The 17,321-nt window shown below is 67.3% G+C and carries 15 protein-coding genes; 8 read left to right on the top strand and 7 right to left on the bottom strand.

Annotation, left to right across the window (positions count from 1 at the left end):
* Positions 1–470: 470 nt before the first annotated feature.
* The 5 genes from ACL58G_RS21345 to ACL58G_RS21325 all read right to left on the bottom strand — a co-directional run bounded on the left by ACL58G_RS21345 (position 471) and on the right by ACL58G_RS21325 (position 5,656).
* Complete coding sequence (locus ACL58G_RS21345) at positions 471–2,339, bottom strand: AI-2E family transporter (RefSeq protein ID WP_440963066.1); 1,869 nt, start codon at positions 2,337–2,339, stop codon at positions 471–473.
* A gap of 119 nt (positions 2,340–2,458) precedes the next feature.
* Complete coding sequence (locus ACL58G_RS21340; RefSeq protein ID WP_440963065.1) at positions 2,459–3,145, bottom strand: methionine ABC transporter permease; 687 nt, start codon at positions 3,143–3,145, stop codon at positions 2,459–2,461.
* On the bottom strand, positions 3,138–3,911 hold the full coding sequence (locus ACL58G_RS21335; protein ID WP_440963064.1) for an ATP-binding cassette domain-containing protein: 774 nt from the start codon (positions 3,909–3,911) through the stop codon (positions 3,138–3,140). The genes ACL58G_RS21340 and ACL58G_RS21335 overlap by 8 nt, the downstream gene beginning before the upstream one ends.
* A 10-nt stretch (positions 3,912–3,921) precedes the next feature.
* Positions 3,922–4,902: an acyl-CoA dehydrogenase family protein gene (locus ACL58G_RS21330; protein ID WP_440963063.1), complete on the bottom strand. Its 981-nt coding sequence runs from the start codon at positions 4,900–4,902 to the stop codon at positions 3,922–3,924.
* A gap of 127 nt (positions 4,903–5,029) precedes the next feature.
* Complete coding sequence (locus tag ACL58G_RS21325) at positions 5,030–5,656, bottom strand: LysE family translocator (protein ID WP_413380412.1); 627 nt, start codon at positions 5,654–5,656, stop codon at positions 5,030–5,032.
* A gap of 66 nt (positions 5,657–5,722) precedes the next feature.
* Between ACL58G_RS21325 and ACL58G_RS21320 the strand changes: the two genes are divergently transcribed.
* From ACL58G_RS21320 to cphA, 4 genes are all read left to right on the top strand, one after another.
* Positions 5,723–6,568, top strand: coding sequence for a metallophosphoesterase (locus tag ACL58G_RS21320; protein WP_413380410.1), 846 nt, complete (start codon positions 5,723–5,725; stop codon positions 6,566–6,568).
* A gap of 255 nt (positions 6,569–6,823) precedes the next feature.
* A complete protein-coding gene (locus ACL58G_RS21315) occupies positions 6,824–8,227 on the top strand; it encodes an amino acid permease (protein ID WP_413380408.1) in 1,404 nt (467 codons plus the stop codon).
* 163 nt (positions 8,228–8,390) lie between these two features.
* Positions 8,391–9,848, top strand: coding sequence for an iron-containing redox enzyme family protein (locus ACL58G_RS21310; RefSeq protein WP_413380406.1), 1,458 nt, complete (start codon positions 8,391–8,393; stop codon positions 9,846–9,848).
* A 57-nt stretch (positions 9,849–9,905) separates the two neighbouring features.
* On the top strand, positions 9,906–12,551 hold the full coding sequence (gene cphA, locus ACL58G_RS21305) for a cyanophycin synthetase (RefSeq protein ID WP_440963062.1): 2,646 nt from the start codon (positions 9,906–9,908) through the stop codon (positions 12,549–12,551).
* Positions 12,552–12,557: 6 nt separating this feature from the next.
* Here cphA and ACL58G_RS21300 read toward each other — a convergent pair whose 3' ends face one another.
* A complete protein-coding gene (locus ACL58G_RS21300) occupies positions 12,558–12,842 on the bottom strand; it encodes a hypothetical protein (protein ID WP_440963061.1) in 285 nt (94 codons plus the stop codon).
* Positions 12,843–12,846: 4 nt separating this feature from the next.
* On the bottom strand, positions 12,847–13,749 hold the full coding sequence (locus tag ACL58G_RS21295) for a LysR family transcriptional regulator (RefSeq protein ID WP_413380400.1): 903 nt from the start codon (positions 13,747–13,749) through the stop codon (positions 12,847–12,849).
* Between the two features lie 162 nt (positions 13,750–13,911).
* Between ACL58G_RS21295 and sdhC the strand changes: the two genes are divergently transcribed.
* The 4 genes from sdhC (at position 13,912) to ACL58G_RS21275 (ending at position 17,314) form a co-directional block, all read left to right on the top strand.
* The gene (sdhC, locus tag ACL58G_RS21290) at positions 13,912–14,334 is read left to right on the top strand and encodes a succinate dehydrogenase, cytochrome b556 subunit (RefSeq protein ID WP_413388514.1); all 423 of its coding nucleotides are present in this window, start codon (positions 13,912–13,914) and stop codon (positions 14,332–14,334) included.
* 2 nt (positions 14,335–14,336) lie between these two features.
* Complete coding sequence (gene sdhD, locus ACL58G_RS21285) at positions 14,337–14,705, top strand: succinate dehydrogenase, hydrophobic membrane anchor protein (protein WP_036240800.1); 369 nt, start codon at positions 14,337–14,339, stop codon at positions 14,703–14,705.
* 2 nt (positions 14,706–14,707) lie between these two features.
* A complete protein-coding gene (gene sdhA / locus ACL58G_RS21280; protein ID WP_413383971.1) occupies positions 14,708–16,486 on the top strand; it encodes a succinate dehydrogenase flavoprotein subunit in 1,779 nt (592 codons plus the stop codon).
* Positions 16,487–16,603: 117 nt separating this feature from the next.
* Positions 16,604–17,314, top strand: coding sequence for a succinate dehydrogenase iron-sulfur subunit (locus ACL58G_RS21275; RefSeq protein WP_056132068.1), 711 nt, complete (start codon positions 16,604–16,606; stop codon positions 17,312–17,314).
* The last annotated feature ends 7 nt before the right edge of the window (positions 17,315–17,321 follow it).

Below are 17,321 nucleotides of genomic sequence, written 5' to 3'. Positions count from 1 at the left end.
CAAAAGTGATGTTTGGAAACATTATAGCGACAAGGCAACTCTTTGAAAGCAGTTTCGCGATTCGTCCGATAACCACGTAGAAGAGTGCCCGTCCACCCGGTGTTGAAGTAGAGGGATTGCAAGTGGGCGTTACGCCTCGGCACCGGAAAACGCCATGTTTGGCAGCGCCGATCGTGTCGGGCGGAATCGGCCGACCGCGCTTGTGCTAGCAGCCGATTCTGTACCAGATGAGATCCGATTGGGAAGGAAATTTGTCCGGTTGCCGTTCCACCAGCTCAATGAGGCGGAGTGAGCAGCGAGAAATGCCGAGCCGGGAACGATGGGCATCGTTGCCGGCATAGCGAATCGTCTATTTATCGATTGCCTTGTTCAGGTTGAACATGTCGTCATGGCGTCTATACATCAAGTTGCCATATGGAAATATCACATCAGATAATGAACGAAATGGTGTAGCGATTTCTTCGACGCGCTCACCCGCGCGGCGCCCGCTCCGGCGCCACGAACGCCAGCGCTTCCTCGAACGAGCGCAACACGATGTCGACATGCTCCTCGACCGTCGGCTGCGGCACGGGCGACTGGTCGAACGGCAGCTTGACGGTGGCGAGCAGCGCATCCGGCAGGTGGGTGCGCAGTTCCGTGACGGCGTTCAGCCAGTCCCCGAGCCGGTCCTCGACGGGGTACGGCAGGATCACGGTGGAGATGAGCTCCGCCTTTTCCGGACCGGGCCGGTCGGCCGTGCCGAGCAGGGTGCTGCGCGCATCGATGTTGGCGTCCCGCAGCGCCGACACGAGCAGCTCGGCGAGCAGTTCGTCCCGTTCGGCCGCGAGCGCGGCGCACAGCACGACGGAGTGCGCGGGCACGTCCAGCGAGCCCTGCCAGCGGCCCTGGCGGGTCTCGCGCATCTGGCGCAGGTAGGCGCCCAGGTTGGCGTCGAGCAGCGAGACGTCGCGGCGGCGCCGCGTGCGCGCGGGCGTGCGGCCTTCCGGGTTCAGGGTCGCCGCCACGCGGCCCATGGCGGCGCGCATGGTTTCCATCTGGCCCGCGTCGATGCGGCCCGCGCGCATGTCGGCGCCGGCCAGGGCGAGGCCCGGCAGCAGCACCTTGTCGCAATAGCGCGCGAAGCTGGCGCGGCGCAGGTAGGCGTGGGCGTCGCGCACGATCGTGTCGCTGTCGGCCGTCAGCAGGCGCTGGTACAAACGCTGGGCGCCCGAGACGTTGGGGGCGTCGCCCAGCAGGATCGTCACCGGTTCCAGCCCGCGTACGTGGCGGCCCGCCACGACGAAGCACAGGGTCAGCGGCGTCGACAGCAGCAGGCCCACCGGCCCCCACATCGCGCCCCAGAACACGGCCGAGACGATCACGGCGAGCGGCGACAGGCCAGAGCTGTGGCCGTAGACCTTCGGTTCGACCACGTTCGCGACGAACAGTTCCAGCGCGACGAACAGGGCGATGCAGGACAGGGCCAGCTGCCAGCCGGGGTCGATGGCGGCGACGAACACGGCGATGACGGCGCCCGCCGCCATCACGCCCAGGTAGGGCACGAAGCGCAGCATGCCGGACAGCGCGCCCCACAGGCCCGCGTGCGGTACGCCGGCCAGCCACAGCAGCACGCCGATGAGGGTGCCGAACGTCAGGTTGACGGTGAATTGCGACAGGAAGAAGCGCGACACGCCTTGGGCCGCGTCGCCCAGGGTGCGGATCGTGCGGTTGATTTCGGTCTGGCCGGCGAGCCGGATCAGGCGGTCGCGCAGCGATTCGTGTTCGAGCGAGATGAAGACGAGCAGCACGAGCACGAGGCCCGCTTCGCCCAGCGGTCCCCACGCCATCGCGAACAGGCGCGCGAGCGAATCGCGCGTCGTCAGGCGCGGCTGGCGGATCTCGACGGGCAGCGGCTGCGTCGGGCTGACGGTCACGGTGCTCATGCCGCGCCGGCTGCTGACGGTGCCGCTCTGCTGCGCCTGCGGCTGCACGGCGCTGATCTCGGCCTCGATGCGGGCGAACGGCCGCTCCGTCATCTCGCGCACGGCCGCGACCTTGGTGCGGATCGCGGCACGGTATTTCGGCAGGTCGCCCGTCACGGCGACGAGCTGGAACGCGAGGACGATGCCCAGGCCGACCACGCACGTGCCCACCATCAGCACGGACAGAATCGTCGCCGGTACCTGGCCCAGGCCGATGCGCCGCAGCGTGCGGATCAGCGGGGCGATCACGAGGCTGAGGATGACCGCCAGCGCGAGCGGTTCGAGGACGTCGCGCCCGAAATACAGCAGACCGAGCACGCAGCAGGCGGTAACGATCGAGCTGGAAGTCAGGTGCTTGAACAGAGTGGATTCGCGCATTCGCGGCCGCAAGCGGGAATGGCAGCCATCCCGAAGAGATAAAACCGCCAATGTAGCAAAAAACGTGGCCGGCAATCAAATTTCTATGCAGAAATTTCCATTTATCGTGAGAGGCGGGGTCAATCTGTCCTCGCGTAGCCCGCCTGGCGCTTGTCCAGCCGCCGCGCGAAGCGGTCGCCCGTGAGCTGGATGACCTGCACGAGCGCGACCAGCACGACGACGGTGAACACCATGATGTCCGTCTCGAAGCGGTAGTAGCCGTAGCGGATGGCGAGGTCGCCGATGCCGCCGCCGCCCACGACGCCGGCCGCCGCGGCGTACGAGAGAAAACCGATCGCGAGGGCAGTCAGCGCCAGCACGAGGCCGGAGCGGGCTTCGACCAGCAGCACGCGGGTGACGATCTGCAGCTCGGACGCGCCCATTGCCCGCGCCGCCTCGATCACGCCGCGCGGCACGTCGCGCAGGGTCTGTTCGACGAGGCGCGCGAAATACGGGACGGCGGCGATCGACAGCGGCACGGAGGCCGCGAGCGGCCCGATCGAACTGCCGGCGATCAGCCGGGTAAGCGGCACGAGCGCGACGAGCAGGATGATGAACGGGAACGAGCGGATCGTGTTCACGGTCCACCCGAGCAGCAGCGCGAGGGGACGGTTGCGCAGCGACTGGCCGGCGCCGACGACGAACAGGACGACGCCGAGCGGGCCGCCGAACAGCACGGCGGCGCACACGCCGATACCGAGCATGGCCAGGGTCTGGCCCAGCGCGACGGCCAGGTCGGGCAACAGGTCGATGAGACTCTCAAGCATGGAGGACTCCTGGATGGAACAGCGCACCGGCTTCGGTGGCGTGGAACGCGAGTTCGCGGCCGAGGGGTGTGACGCGCGGGGCCGTCGTGTCGGCGGGGGCGAACGTTTCCGCGACGACGCCGTGTTCGATCACCGCCACGCGGTTGCACAGCGCCGCCAGGGCGGGCAGTTCATGGCTGACGATGACGATCGTGACGCCGAGATCCGCACTCACGGTGCGCAGGGTCGCGAGCAGGGCCCGCGTCGCTTCCGCATCGAGGGCGGACGTCGGCTCGTCGCACAGCAGGACCTCGGGCTGGCTTGCGATCGCCCGGGCGATGGCCGCGCGCTGTCTCTGGCCGCCGGACAGGCGTGCCGGATACTCGTCCGCCCGCGCCGCCAGGCCGACGAGCTCCAGGCACGCCTGCACGCGCCGGCGCAGGCGCGGAGGATTCAGCATGCCGTGCAGGCGCAGCGGGAACGCGACGTTGTCGAACACGGTCAGGTTCTGCAGCAGGTTGTCGTGCTGGAAGATCATGCCGATGTTCTGGCGCGCGGCGCGCAGGTCGCGTTTCGACAGCCGCGTCAGGTCGCGGCCCGCGACGATGACGGCGCCGCTGTCCGGGCTCGCCAGCAGGTTGATCGTGCGGAGGAGGGTCGACTTGCCGGCGCCGCTCTGGCCGGCGATGCCGAAGACGTCGCCGCCCGCCACGTGCAGCGATACGTCGCGCAGCACGGGGTCGGCACCGAAGGATGTGCGCACGCGGTCGAGACGGATGATGCTCATGGCGGCTCCGTCACGGGTATGCGGCGGGTTCGGGCAGCGTGCCGCCGAGGGCGTGGCGGCCGATCCCGATCGCGGTCTTGTGCGCGACGACCTTCGCTTCCGCGGCCGCCAGCGCGACCTGGCGCCGTTCGCGTCCCGTCAGATGGTGGCCGCGCGCGAACGCGTCGTCCAGCGCCGCGGCGGCGCCTTCGGCCAGCACCTGCGCGGGTCGCACAAGCATCTGGAACCACGGCTGCGCCTCGCCGCGCGCCGCCTCCAGCGCGCCCTCGGCGAGGCCGACGTACACGTTCGCGACGATCATCTGCGCCACCTGCGCGCGCAAGGCCGCCCGCGGCGTGGCTGCGCGGGCGGCCGGCTGCAGCACGTCGTCTTCCGTCAGCTGCACGCCGGTGAACGTCACGGTGCCGCTGGCGGCGTGGCGCAGGCCGAACGCGTTCCAGTCGGCGTGGACGGCGACGCCATCCCGCTGCGTGGGCAGCACGGCGACCAGCGTGCCGTGCGCGAGCGGGTCCCAGGCGCACACGGTGAGCCGGTCTGACCCGACCGAACTTGCTGCACAAGCCTTGGCGCCGTCCAGCACGTAGCCGCCCGCCGTCGGCCGGGCGACGAGGCGTTGGTCCAGCGGGTTCAGGGTCTCGCCCCAGAACACGTCGTGCTCGATGGTCTCGAACAGCAGGCGGCGCTGCTGGCGCGCGTTGCCCGTCAGGCGGATGCCGGCGATCTGGAGGTGGTGGAGGCCGAGCCGGTGGGCGAGGGCGCCGTCGGCACGTGCGACGATGCGCACGACCTCGCCGATCGTCTTCCAGCTCGCCCCGAGGCCGCCGTATTCGCGCGGCACCGGGAGGGCGAGCAGGCCGGAAGCGCGGATCCACTGCCGCCCGCGCGCCGCCAGGTCGTGGGCGGCGGCAATGGGGTCATACGGGTCGGACGCCAGGGCCGGGTGGGCGTAGCCGTCCGACGATGCGGGAACCGGGTGTAGTGCCAGATGCATGGTCGATCTCCTTCAGCAGAGTCGGCCCAGTATGGCAAACGGGGGACTCCGCGTGAACGAAGATATTCGCCGTTCGATATATGACGAACGTTAAAACGAAAAGCGACTATGTATCCGAGGGATGCCGTCAGCGCGCCACGATCAGGCGCAGGCCGAGGGCGATGAAGATCGTGCCGGCGATGCGGTCGAGCCATTGGCCGGCTTTGGGGCGGCGCGCGAGCCACTGGCCGATGGCGCCGGAAAAGAAGCCGAGCAGGCCGAACAGGACGACGGCCTGCAGGGTGAACGTGAGGCCCAGCAGCGCCGTCTGCAGGTTGGCGTCGCCGCGCTGGGCAACGACGAACTGGGGCAGGAACGACAGGAAGAACAGGGCGACCTTCGGATTGATCGCATTCGCCACCAGCCCCTTGAAGAACAGCGCGCGGGCCGGGTCGGCGGCGGCATGCGCCGTGTCGACGCGGGCGCCGCCGCGGCTGCGGATGGCGTGCCAGCCCATCCACGCGAGATACAGGCCGCCGCACACCTTGAGCGTCGTGAACGCCAGCGGCGACGCGGCGATGAGGGCGGACACGCCCACGACGGCCAGCAGCGTGTGCGACAGGCACCCGAACGCGCATCCGAGCCCGAACGCGATGCCGCGCACTCGGCCCTTCGCCACGCCCACGCTCAATACCATCATGTTGTCCGGCCCCGGCGACAGGGTCAGCAGGATGGCGGCGGCGAGGAAGGCGAGGAACTGGTCGGGTGTCAGCATGGTAGCCCTGGGCAAAAAGGCAATGTTACCTCACCGGGGGCGCAGTTGGTGTAAAGTGCGGGTCCTATGTCCAGTCACAAGCACGAGCAACCTCTGCGCAATGCGTTCGAACGCGTCCTGAATGCCGCCCTGCTGAGGGGCTTCGTGGCCGGGATGAGCTACCGGCTCGGCGGCCTGGGCAAGGTACGGGTGACGCGCCAGCAGGTGGAGCTGGGCCCGGAACGCCGGCTGGCGCAGCCGCTGCGCATCGGTTTCGCGTCCGATTTCCACGCCGGCCCCACGACGCATCCCGCCGTGTTCGACGACCTGCTGGCCGCGATCCGCGCGGAAGCGCCGGACGTGATGCTGCTGGGCGGCGACTACGTGTGTTTCGATGCGGAGAACGTGGCCGTCCTGGCGGACTTCATTGCGGGCGCGCGGGCCCCGCTGGGCACCTATGCCGTCATCGGCAACCACGACACCTGGAACGGCCGCGGCATCATCGAGGACGCGCTGCGCGCGGGCGGCGCCGAGGTGCTCGTGAACCGCAACGTCGCGCTGCCGGCGCCGTTCGGCGGCGTCAGCGTGTGCGGCATCGACGATCCGTGGACCGGGGCGCCGTCGGCCGGCGCCACGTTCGCCGGCGCGGGCGCCGTCCGGATCTACCTCACGCATTCCCCCGACGGCTTGTACCGCCTGCAGGGCCAGCGCTTCGACGTCGCCTTCGCCGGCCACACCCACGGCGGCCAGATCGCGCTCCCGGATGGTGCGCCGCTGTTCCATCCCAGCGGCCCGTGCTCGCGCGATTTCTGCTACGGCCGCTACGACGTGCCCGGCAACGGCCCGCTGATCGTCAGCCGCGGCATCGGCTGTTCCGGCATTCCGCTGCGGCTGAATGCCGATCCGGAACTCCTCATTTGCACGTTGCGCTAGGCGTTCCTGGCCGTTTTTCGCGGTTTCCCAGCTTCTACACCTTGAAATATTGAGTATTTCCTTTGATTCTGGATAACAGAATGGCGATAATGTGACGCCGCCAGGCTGGCGACCGGCATTGTTCTTGCATGCCAGTCCCGGCGGCCCGAGCCCAGGAGGAGACCCCCTTCGGCGGATGAATGTGCAGGTTATCGCCTGCCCGCCGCGCATAACAATCAGGGACCGGGATCTATCTACTATCGATTGGAGAAAGCAGTGAGTCTTTTCAGAACCAAGAATCTCGACAACATGGTCGCAGCCTCCCGTACCCCGGGCGGGCTGAAGAAAGTGTTGGGGCCAACCGACCTCATCCTCATGGGCATCGGGGCGATCGTCGGCACCGGTATCTTCGTGCTGACCGGTACCGGCGCATTGACGGCCGGTCCGGCGTTGACGGTGTCGTTCATCGTCGCCGCCATCGCGTGCGGCTTCGCGGCCATGTGCTACGCGGAGTTCGCGTCGACCGTGCCGATCGCCGGTTCGATCTATACCTACAGCTATGTCGTCCTCGGCGAACTCGTCGCCTGGATGATCGGCTGGGACCTCCTGCTCGAATACGGGCTGGCGACGTCGGCGGTGGCCGTCGGCTGGTCCGGCTATTTCCAGTCGCTGATGGGCGGCTTCGGCATCACGATTCCCGAGATCCTGTCCGCCGCCCCGGGCGCGGTGCCGGGCGTGCACAGCGTGATGAACCTGCCGGCGCTGGTCATCATGCTCGTGCTGACCGCGATGCTGTCGTACGGCGTGCGCGAATCGGCCCGCGTCAACAACGTCATGGTCGTCATCAAGATGATCGTCGTGCTGCTGTTCATCGCCGTCGGCTTCAAGCACGTCACGCCGGCCAACTGGCATCCGTTCGCGCCGTTCGGCGGCACGGGCATCATGAGCGCCGCCGCCGTCGTGTTCTTCGCGTTCATCGGCTTCGACGCCGTCACGTCGGCCGCCGAGGAAGTCAAGCGTCCGGAACGCGACCTCCCGATCGGCATCATCGGCTCGCTGACCATCTGCACGATCCTGTACGTGATCGTCGCCGCCATCATGACCGGCATCGTCCCGTTCCAGATGTTCAAGGGCATCGACCACCCGGTGTCGCTGGCCCTGCAGCACGCGGGCGAAAACTGGTTCGCCGGCTGGATCGACCTGGGCGCGATCCTCGGCATGACCACCGTGATCCTGGTGATGGCCTATGGCCAGACCCGCATCATCTACGCGATGTCGCGCGACGGCCTGCTGCCGGCGAAGCTGTCCACCGTGCACCCGAAATTCGGCACCCCGTTCTTCGCGACGTGGGTGGTCGGCATCCTGTTCGGCCTGATTGCCGCGTTCGTGCCGCTGAACGTGCTGGCCGAGCTCGTCAACATCGGCACGCTGGCCGCGTTCTGCCTCGTCTCCGTCGCCGTCATCGTCCTGCGCAAGAAGCGGCCGGACCTGAAGCGCGCGTTCCGCTGCCCGGGCGTGCCCATCGTGCCGGGCATCGCCGTCGTGTTCTGCCTGGCGCTGATGTCGTTCCTGTCCGCGATCACGTGGGTGGCATTCCTCATCTGGCTGGTGCTGGGCCTGCTGGTGTATTTCGGCTATGCCCGTTCGCGTTCCTTGCTGAGTGGCGTGACGCAGCCGTAATTCGGCGTGACTTTGATGAAGCGGCGCTGCGGCGCCGCTTTTTTATTCTGCAACGATATATTTTTTGTAATCCCTGTCCGACATTCTGGAGGGAAGCGTACCGATTACGCCAAGTTGGCCGGGTCCGCATAATCTTGGTAGAACATTTACCAAAAGATTTGTTATGACCTCCACTTTTGTCGTCGACAGCCCGGCCCGCGCGACGGGCCGGGACACCCGCCCGGTCCAGGTATCGTCCGCCAGGGATTTGTACTTCGCGCTGATGGACAACCCGGCCGCGGCCCTCGAGGCGTCCCGCGCATTCCTCGCGGCACAGATCGAAGTCGCGCGCGCCGAACCGTGCGAACTGCCGGATGCGGTGTGGCAGCTGCAGGGCTGGATCCAGGGCCGTGCCGAATCGGTCGGCATCGCGTACCGCGAATACCTCGCCGCGCGCAAGAATGGCGCGCCGCGCCGCTATTTCACGAACAAGTCGCATGCGCTGTACTTCCTGAAGGGCGTCGCGCCCACGAAGCTCGTCGACGGCGCCTGGCTGTACGGCACCCTGTCGCGCTGGGAGAATCCGGACTTCCACCCCCTGATCAAGACCTATCTCGAAGAGCTGGGCGACGGCGTGCCGGACAAGAACCACGTCACGCTGTACCGCCGCCTGCTCGCGGCGCACGGCTGCGAACACTGGGAGACGCTGCCGCCGGACCACTTCGTGCAGGGCGCCATCCAGCTCGCGCTCGCGTACAACGCCGACGCCTTCCTGCCGGAAGTGGTGGGCTACAACCTCGGCTACGAACAACTGCCGCTGCATTTGCTGATCACGTCGTACGAGTTGAACGAACTCGGGATCGATCCGTATTACTTCACGCTGCACGTCACCGTGGACAACGCCGGCAGCGGCCACGCGCACAAGGCCGTGCAGGCGCTGCGCCACCTGATGGCGCAGTCGGGCGACCCGGCCGCGTTCTTCCGGCGCGTGCTGGACGGCTACCGGCTGAACGACCTGGGCGCGTGCACGACCTCCGTCATCGGCGCCTTCGACCTCGAAGCCGAACTGGTCGAGATCTTCGGCGCCAAGGCGGCCATCGGCAAGAACATGCACTCGGATTACTGCCGCGTGGCCGGCCGCTCCGTCAACGACTGGCTCGGCGATCCGCAGCAGATCCCCGACTTCCTCACGAAGCTGGAGGAGTCCGGCTGGATCCAGCGCGGCGAAGACGTGGAGCAGAGCCGCTTCTGGCGCCTGATCCAGGGCGAGCGGGCGGAGATGTTCGGCGTGTTCTCGAGCTACGAGCAGCAGGTGCTGCGCGACTGGATCACGACGCCGCGCGACGCCAGCGCCGCCGCGCGCACGACCCGCGTGCTGAGCCACCGCGCACGCCAGCGCACGCTCGACAGCCTCACGCAGCATGCGCAGCGCAGCGGTTATCCGGAGCGGGGCCTGATCCGCCGCCGCCCCGCGGGCACCGGCGGCGACTCCGAACTGCACCAGCTGGAACAGCGCGTGGCGGCGGCCGCCGGCAAGCCGGAGGCGATGGCCATGCTGGCGCAGCTGATGTCGCCGTCCGTGCACCACACGGCGATCGGCCTGATGGCCACGCGGATGTATTCGCAGCTGCTGGACGCTTGAAATGAACGCAGCGGCGCGCCCGCGCGCGCCGCGACGACCGACAAACAAGGGATTCCTGTGCACATACTCGAACAACGCTTCTTGCGCGGACCGAACATCCACGCCGCCACCCCCTGCCTGCTGTCCGTGCTCGACCTGGACGATCTGTACGGCATCTCGACCCGCGACCTCCCGCAATTCAACGAGGCGCTGCTGGCCCTGTTGCCATCGCTCGCGGACTACCTCGTTCCGACGGGCCAGCCGGGCGGCTTCGCCCAGCGCCTGCGCGAAGGCACGTATCTCGCGCGCGTGATCGAGCATGTGACCCTGGGCCTGCAATGCCTCGCGGGCGCGCCCGTCGCGTTCGGGCGCACGCGTCCCGTGACGGGCGAGCCGGGCCAGTACCGCATCGTCTGCGCCTACCAGCTCGAAAAGGTCGCGCAGCCGGCGTTCGCGCTGGCGGTGGACATCGTCGACACGCTCGCGCACGGCCACGCATTCGACCTGGCGCCGCGCCTGGAAGAGTTGCGCGAGATCGCAGAGCACTACGCGATCGGCACGAGCACGGCCGCCGTGCTGGCCGCCGCGCAGGAGCGAGGCATTCCCGTCACGCGCATCACGGAAGACGCGAACCTGTTCCAGCTGGGCTGGGGCGTGAAGCAGAAGCGCATCCAGGCGACGATCACGGGCGACACGGGCACCATCGCCGTACGCATCGCCAGCGACAAGCAGCTCACCAAGCAGCTGTTGCACGAGGCGGGCGTGCCGGTGCCGCAGGGCGAGACGGTGACGACTGTCGAAGACGCGCTGCGCGTCGCCCATCACATGGCAAATAAGCTGAACGCGCCGGTGACCGTAAAACCGCTGGACGCGAACCAGGGCAAGGGCGTCACGGTCGCGTGCCGCACGGATGAAGAAGTCGAGCAGGCCTACGCGTACGCGCGCAAGTTCGGCCGCCACATCATCGTCGAACGCTTCATCGAAGGCGCGGACTACCGCGTGCTCGTCGCGGGCGGCAAGGTGGCGGCGGCGTCGCTGCGGCGGCCCGCGCACGTCGTGGGCGACGGCACGCACACGGTGCGCGAACTCGTCGATCTCGAGAACCGCAATCCGGCGCGCGGCGCGGGCCACACGAACATCCTCACGCAGATCGCGCTGGACGCCCATGCGGAAGACCTGCTGCGGCGCCAGGACCTCGTCCCGGACACCGTGCCTGCCGCCGGCACGACGGTGTATTTGCGCGGGAACGCGAACCTGTCCACGGGCGGCACGGCCGAAGATGTGACGGACCTGCTGCCGGAATCCACGCGCCGCCTGTGCGTGCGCGCGGCCGCGAAGATCGGCCTGGACGTGGCCGGTATCGACATCGTCTGCCGCGACATCGCCCAGCCGCTGGCGGACCAGGGCGGCGCCGTCATCGAAGTCAACGCGGCACCCGGCATCCGCATGCACCAGCATCCCAGCGGCGGCACGCCGCGCGATGCGGGCGACGCCATCGTCCAGGGCCTGATGGGCGAGTCGGACGGGCGCATCCCGATCATCGCGTGCACGGGCACGAACGGCAAGACGACGACCACCTTGCTGATGGCGCACACGGTGCGCCTCGCGGGCAAGGTCACGGGCGTGACGACGACGCACGGCGTCTACATCGCCGGCAAGGAAGTCACGAAGGGCGATTGCACGGGCTACTGGTCGGCGCGCACGGTGCTCGCCTCGCCGGACGTGGAGTTCGCCGTGCTGGAGACGGCGCGCGGCGGCATCCTGAAACGCGGCCTCGCCTTCGACCGCTGCGACATCGGCATGGTGCTGAACGTGTCGGCCGACCACCTGGGCCTGGACGGCGTCGACACGATCGAAGACCTCGCGCAGGTGAAGGCCGTGGTGCCGCTGTCCGCCAGCCGCGCCGTCGTGCTGAACGCCGAGGACCCGTTGTGCGTGGCGATGGCGCGCCGCGTGCATCCGGACGTGGAGATCGTGTACTTTGCGATGGAGGCGGACAGTCCCGTGCTGCTGCGCCACCTGGAAGAGGGCGGCCGCGCCGTCTACTTCCAGGACAATTCGATCGTCGTGGCGGATGCCACTTACCACCAGGAGCTGGTGCGCGTGGAAGCGATGCCGATCGCCCTGGGCGGCCGCGCGCGCTACAACATCGCCAACGGTCTCGCGGCGGCGGCGGGCCTGATGGCGGCCGGCTTCAGCAACCTGCAGATCGCGACGGGGCTGTCGACGTTCGTCAGCGACGGCAAGACGAACCCGCTGCGCACGAACGTGTTCGACGTGCGCGGCGTGACGGTCATCGTCGATTACGCCCACAATCCGGCCGCGTATGCCGCGCTGGCCGAGATGGCGCGTTCGCTGCTGCCCGGCCAGCTGGTGGGCATCGTGACGGCACCGGGCGACCGGCGCGACGCCGACCTGCTGGAAGTTGGCCGCGTGTGCGCCGGGCGCTTCGACGAACTGGTCGTGTACGAATCGTCGAGCCGCGGGCGCGCTTACGGCGGCGCCGTCGACCTGATCCTGCAGGGCGCCGAGGAAGTCGTCGGCAAGACGGATACCCTGCACCGCGAACTGGACGTGGGCGAGGCGATCCGCCTCGGCTTGTCGCTGTGCCGCCGCGGGGACGTGCTCGTGTTCGCGTGCGGGTCGTCGCTGGACGTGTTCGTCGAGGCGATCCGGCAGACGGACCCGGAAAGCGCGGCGCGGATCGCGGCGCAGGTGGGGTAAAGCCGCTCAGCTCCAGTTGCGGTCGTGCCCGAGGCCGTATGCAAGCATGGCCACGCCGGCGCCGAACACGAGCGCCATCGTCGCCACGCCCAGCGCCACGCTGATCAACACCGTGTTCGCGTCGCGCCGCGTGGCGCCGCGCAGCTTGAGGAGGGGCGCGAGTACGGTGACCGCGCCGAGTAGGCCCAGCGCGGGCGCCGAGACGATCGTGGCCACGACGACGACCGCCTGGTGCACCAGCACGAAGCGGCCGCGTTGATATTGTGAGGGGCGGTCTGGTTCTGTCGACATGTCGTTATCTCCCGTTCGGCCGAGTCGCCGCCTGGCGCGCGATCTCGAGAAAATTCCCCACCTTCGTCGACGAATTCCCTTCGAGCGACGCCAGCGCCAGCTTCGAGCGGACTTTTGCATCCGCGATGTCCACGTACGTCACCCCTTCGGCGTGGAACTGGCTGACGGACGCCGGCACGATCGACACGCCGAATTCCGCCGCGACGAGGCTGACGACGGTGGACAGCTGCGGCGCCTGCTGGCCCGGCATCGGTTCGAACCCCGCGTGGCGGCAGGCCGACACGATCTCGTCGTGCAGCATCGGGCTCGCCGCGCGGGGAATCAGCACGAACGGCTCCTGCGCCAGCGCGGACAGGGGGATTCTCGCCCGCCGCGCGAGTGGATGCGTGACCGGCAGCACGGCCTTCATCGACTCGCTCGCGATGTCCTGCAGGACGACGCCGGCGAACGAGTGCACGCCCGGGCGCAGGAAGGCCAGGTCGATCCGGCCTTCCTCGAGCTGGGCCAGCAGGTGCGCCGTCGTGCCTTCGGTGAGCGTGAGGCCGACGCCGGGATACGCATTGCGGAATTCGCGCACCAGCGCGCGCACGATCGGGTGGAACGCGGCGGACGCGGTGAAGCCGAGGTGCAAATGGCCTGTCTCACCGCGTCCGGCCCGCTGCGCGTTCAAGGTCGCGTGCTCCACGTCGCCCAGCAGGCGCTTGGCGTCGACGAGCAGCGCCTTGCCGGCGTCGGTCGGCACCACGCCGTGGCCGGTGCGGTGGAACAGCTTCACGTCGAGCTCCCGCTCCAGCGCGTGGATCTGCTGGCTCAGCGGCGGCTGGCCTATGCCGAGCCGTTCCGCCGCGCGGGTGATATTGCCTTCCTCGGCGACGGCGACGAAATAGCGTAAATGTCTGAGTTCCATGCGGTATCTGTGAAAAGTATGGATCCTAGATTATCCATATATTGGACAGCATAGTGAGATTTCGCGATAATACAGGTATCCCACGGACAAGTTTTTTGCGGCGAGAGCCGCATGGACGCGTTCCGGCGGGCCCATAACTTTAAATTTTGGAAGAGTGCTGGAATGTCAGAAGCGATAAAAAAAGTGCAGGAGCGAAGGCAGCCGATCCGTAACGTGAACATTACGGACATCACGATGAACTACAAGCAGCCGCCGTCGGCCATCGTGTCGATCCTGCACCGTATCAGCGGCTTCGTGCTGTTCCTGTTCCTGCCGTTCCTGCTCTACCTGTTCGAGCAGAGCATCCGTTCCGAGATCTCGTTCGCGCACTTCGCCGGGATCGTCAGCCATCCGTTCACGAAGATCGTCATCCTGGGCCTGTCCTGGGGCTACCTGCACCACTTCTGCGCCGGCATCCGCCACCTGTTCATGGACAACCACATGGCCCTGGACAAGGACGCGGCGCAGCGCACCGCGCGTTACGTGCTCGTCGTCGCCCTGGCGCTGACCCTGCTGGTCGCCCTCAAACTGTTCGGAGTGTTTTAATCATGGCTACCCCCAAGAATATCGGACAGCGCCGCCTCGTCGTCGGCGCGCACTACGGCATGCGCGACTGGCTGGCCCAGCGCGTCACCGCCATCGTGATGGTCATCTTCACCGTCATCCTGCTGGTCTCGTTCCTGACCGGCCAGAATTTTACGTACGAAGGCTGGGCCGGCCTGTTCGCCCGCCAGTGGTTCAAGCTTTTCACGATGGTCACGTTCTTCGGCCTGTTCTACCACGTGTGGGTGGGCATCCGTGACATCTGGATGGACTACGTCAAACCGGTCGGCATCCGCCTGACCCTGCAGATCGCCACGGTGCTCTGGCTGCTCGCCTGCGCCGCCTGGACTGTGCAAATTCTCTGGAGCGTGTAATCGTGGCAGCAATCAACACCAACATCCCCGTCCGCCATTTCGACGTCGTCATCGTCGGCGCCGGCGGTTCCGGCCTGCGCGCGGCGCTGCAACTGTCCGAAGCGGGCCTGAACGTGGCCGTGCTGTCGAAAGTGTTCCCGACCCGCTCGCACACGGTGGCAGCGCAGGGCGGCATCGGCGCATCCCTCGGCAACATGAGCGAGGACGACTGGTACTGGCACATGTTCGACACCGTCAAGGGGTCGGACTACCTGGGCGACCAGGACGCCATCGAATTCATGTGCCGCGAAGCCCCGAAGGTCGTGTACGAGCTCGAACACTTCGGCATGCCGTTCGACCGCAACCCGGACGGCACGATCTACCAGCGTCCGTTCGGCGGCCACACCGCCAACTTCGGCGAGAAGCCGGTGCAGCGCGCCTGCGCCGCCGCCGACCGTACCGGCCACGCGCTGCTGCACACGCTGTATCAACGTAACGTCCGCTCGCGCACGCACTTCTTCGTCGAATGGCAGGCGCTGGACCTGGTCCGCAACGCCGACGGCGACGTCCTCGGCGTGATCGCGCTCGAAATGGAAACGGGCGACGTCATGATGCTGCAGGCGAAAACGACCGTGTTCGCCACGGGCGGCGCGGGCCGTATCTTCGCCGCGTCGACCAACGCCTTCATCAACACCGGCGACGGCCTCGGCATGGCGGCACGTGCCGGCATCCCGCTGCAGGACATGGAGTTCTGGCAGTTCCACCCGACCGGCGTGGCCGGCGCGGGCGTGCTGATCACGGAAGGCGTGCGCGGCGAGGGCGGTATCCTCATCAACAGCAACGGCGAACGCTTCATGGAGCGCTACGCGCCGACCCTGAAAGACCTGGCGCCGCGCGACTTCGTCTCGCGCTCGATGGACCAGGAAATCAAGGAAGGCCGCGGCGTGGGCCCGAACAAGGACCACGTGCTGCTGGACCTGCGCCACATCGGCGCGGACACGATCCGCAAGCGCCTGCCGTCGATTCTCGAGATCGGCCACAAGTTCGCCAACGTCGACGCGACCAAGGAACCGATTCCCGTCGTCCCGACCATCCACTACCAGATGGGCGGCATCCCGACCAACATCCACGGCCAGGTCGTCACGCCTGACGGCACCGGTTCGCAAAAGGTCGTCAATGGGCTGTACGCGATCGGCGAATGCTCGTGCGTGTCGGTGCACGGCGCGAACCGCCTGGGCACGAACTCGCTGCTCGACCTCGTCGTGTTCGGCCGCGCGGCCGGCAACCACATCGTCGCGCAGAACCTGAAGGAGCAGGGCAACCGCGCGCTGCCGAAGGATTTCGCGGACTACGCGCTGGGCCGCCTGAACCGCCTGGAAAACTCGACCGGCGGCGAGAAGGTGCAGGACGTGGCCAACGCGATCCGCGCGACGATGCAGAAGCACTGCGGCGTGTTCCGCACCCAGGCGCTGATGGACGAAGGCGTCAAGGAAATCATGGCCCTGGACGAGCGCCGCAAGCACGTCTCGTTCAAGGACAAGTCGAAGGTGTTCAACACGGCGCGCATCGAAGCGATCGAGCTGGACAACCTGATCGAAGTGGCCAAGGCGACCGTCGTGTCGGCCGCGGCGCGCAAGGAATCGCGCGGCGCCCACGCCCACAGCGACTACGAGCAGCGCGACGACGTGAACTGGATGAAACACACCCTGTTCTACTCGGAAGGCAACCGTCTCGACTACAAGCCGGTCGTGACCAAGCCGCTCACCGTCGACACGTTCAAACCGAAGCCCCGCACGTTCTAAGAACTTGTCCCGGTAGGGTGGGCGGCCCCCGCCCACGCGTGACGTTCGCGGCTCGTTGGCGTCACGTGGGCACGGGGGGGGCCCCCCACCCTACGATTAAAGAATATGAGGTAACACATGGCACGCACAGTCCACCTGAAGATTTACCGCTACGATCCGGACAAGGATTCGAAGCCCTATATGCAAGACGTCACCGTCGAGCTGAAAGACACCGACAAGATGCTGCTGGACGCGCTGCAGCGCATCAAGTCCGACGTCGACGACTCGCTGGCCCTGCGCCGCTCGTGCCGCGAAGGCGTGTGCGGTTCGGACGCGATGAACATCAACGGCAAGAACGGCCTGGCCTGCACGACGAACCTGAACGAGCTGACGCAGCCGATCGTGCTGCGTCCGCTGCCGGGCTTGCCGGTCATCCGCGACCTGATCGTGGACATGACCAACTTCTTCAAGCAGTACCACTCGATCAAGCCGTATTTGATCAACGACTCGATCCCGCCGGAGAAAGAGCGTCTGCAGTCGCCGGAAGAGCGCGAAGAACTGGACGGCGTGTACGAGTGCATCCTGTGCGCGTGCTGCTCGACGTCGTGCCCGTCGTTCTGGTGGAACCCGGACAAGTTCGTCGGTCCGGCCGGCCTGCTGCAGGCGTACCGCTTCATCGCCGACTCGCGCGACGAGGCGACCAACGAGCGCCTGGACAACCTGGAAGACCCGTACCGCCTGTTCCGCTGCCACTCGATCATGAATTGCACGGACGTGTGCCCGAAGGGTTTGAACCCGAACAAGGCCATCGGCAAGATCAAGGAATTGCTGGTACGCCGCGCGATCTGAGTGGGTT

Origin of the sequence: Massilia sp. GER05 (assembly GCF_052056005.1) — a bacterium.
GTDB classification, from domain to species: domain Bacteria; phylum Pseudomonadota; class Gammaproteobacteria; order Burkholderiales; family Burkholderiaceae_D; genus Telluria; species Telluria orientalis.
The sequence above is the reverse complement of the archived record's forward strand: the minus strand, read 5'-3'. Positions and strand labels throughout refer to the sequence as shown.

Excerpts from the sequence above, each read along its gene's own strand:
- ACL58G_RS21345 (WP_440963066.1), bottom strand. The coding sequence starts at position 2,339 with ATGCGCGAATCCACTCTGTTCAAGCACCTGACTTCCAGCTCGATCGTT.
- ACL58G_RS21340 (WP_440963065.1), bottom strand. The coding sequence starts at position 3,145 with ATGCTTGAGAGTCTCATCGACCTGTTGCCCGACCTGGCCGTCGCGCTG.
- ACL58G_RS21335 (WP_440963064.1), bottom strand. The coding sequence starts at position 3,911 with ATGAGCATCATCCGTCTCGACCGCGTGCGCACATCCTTCGGTGCCGAC.
- ACL58G_RS21330 (WP_440963063.1), bottom strand. The coding sequence starts at position 4,902 with ATGCATCTGGCACTACACCCGGTTCCCGCATCGTCGGACGGCTACGCC.
- ACL58G_RS21325 (WP_413380412.1), bottom strand. The coding sequence starts at position 5,656 with ATGCTGACACCCGACCAGTTCCTCGCCTTCCTCGCCGCCGCCATCCTG.
- ACL58G_RS21320 (WP_413380410.1), top strand. The coding sequence starts at position 5,723 with ATGTCCAGTCACAAGCACGAGCAACCTCTGCGCAATGCGTTCGAACGC.
- ACL58G_RS21310 (WP_413380406.1), top strand. The coding sequence starts at position 8,391 with ATGACCTCCACTTTTGTCGTCGACAGCCCGGCCCGCGCGACGGGCCGG.
- ACL58G_RS21300 (WP_440963061.1), bottom strand. The coding sequence starts at position 12,842 with ATGTCGACAGAACCAGACCGCCCCTCACAATATCAACGCGGCCGCTTC.
- ACL58G_RS21295 (WP_413380400.1), bottom strand. The coding sequence starts at position 13,749 with ATGGAACTCAGACATTTACGCTATTTCGTCGCCGTCGCCGAGGAAGGC.
- sdhC (WP_413388514.1), top strand. The coding sequence starts at position 13,912 with ATGTCAGAAGCGATAAAAAAAGTGCAGGAGCGAAGGCAGCCGATCCGT.
- sdhD (WP_036240800.1), top strand. The coding sequence starts at position 14,337 with ATGGCTACCCCCAAGAATATCGGACAGCGCCGCCTCGTCGTCGGCGCG.
- ACL58G_RS21275 (WP_056132068.1), top strand. The coding sequence starts at position 16,604 with ATGGCACGCACAGTCCACCTGAAGATTTACCGCTACGATCCGGACAAG.